Source organism: Mycobacterium sp., assembly GCF_008709575.1.
In the GTDB taxonomy this organism is placed as follows: Bacteria; Actinomycetota; Actinomycetes; order Mycobacteriales; family Mycobacteriaceae; genus Mycobacterium.
In genome coordinates, this window is sequence record NZ_VYIK01000254.1 from 1 (window position 1) to 815 (window position 815).

The 815-nt window shown below is 64.9% G+C and carries 2 protein-coding genes; both read right to left on the bottom strand.

Features of this window, described 5'->3' with window-relative positions; translation table 11 throughout:
* Positions 1–14: 14 nt before the first annotated feature.
* The gene (locus F6Q13_RS18255; RefSeq protein WP_293059552.1) at positions 15–461 is read right to left on the bottom strand and encodes a DUF732 domain-containing protein; all 447 of its coding nucleotides are present in this window, start codon (positions 459–461) and stop codon (positions 15–17) included.
* Between the two features lie 31 nt (positions 462–492).
* A partial coding sequence (locus F6Q13_RS18260) for an alpha/beta hydrolase-fold protein (protein WP_293059555.1) occupies positions 493–815 on the bottom strand: 323 nt, incomplete at its 5' end.

Here is an 815-nt window from a genome sequence, read left to right on the forward strand (position 1 = left end):
GACGAGAGCAGCGGTCACTTCCCAGCCGCGTCGCCCTGGAGTCCCGTGATCGGGATATCGGTCCCCGGGGGAGGCTGGTAACCGGCCGCGGAGTTCCGCAGCTGCCAGATTTGCTCGGGGCAGAACAGGCTGACTGCGTACGAGACAAGATAGTTCGCCGCAAACTCGTCGTTGGGTATCACGTCTCTTTTCACGGAGCTCATCACCTGGTCAAAGCTCTGGCCGCTGCTGACCTTGTCGCAGATCCCCCGCCCGTAGCCGATGGCGTCACCGTCGGGAAAGTCATAGTGGCGCCGCACCGCGACGTTGTAGAGGTAATCCACCTCTGGCGACGGAACAGCCTGCGCCGCAGGACAAAGCAGCACCGCGAGCGCTCCGGTTGCCGCGACGAAAGCGGGAAGCGAGGCGGCGGCTAACGCGCGGCTGTGGTCACTCTTGGTGTGGTAATGGCATGCGCCCATGGGTTTTCCTGTCAGGTGATCGACCCCATTGCTAGTGTAGTGCGTTGGCGAGGTCTGCCGACATTGCCCGCAACTGCGGTCCCCAGGTTCCCCAGCCGTGATCGCCGCTGGTCGGAAAGTCGAAGTGGCCGTTGCGGCCGCCGACTCCGCGGTACTGCGTGTAGAACATCAGGTTGGTGCCCTGGGCCTGGTCGGCGGCCCCGAGCATCGCCGCCGGATCGGCGGCGGTAACGGTTTGGGGGCTGAAGACCCACAACCGGCTGTTGTTCTGGACCAGCAGCGCGGCGTGCACATACGGATCGTGCCATTTCCACCGGCCCAGCTGCGGCGCTCCCCACATGCCGTTGCCGTCGA

What these genes read in the sequence shown, in the direction of transcription:
- F6Q13_RS18255 (WP_293059552.1), bottom strand. Translation starts at nt 461, where the DNA reads ATGGGCGCATGCCATTACCACACCAAGAGTGACCACAGCCGCGCGTTA.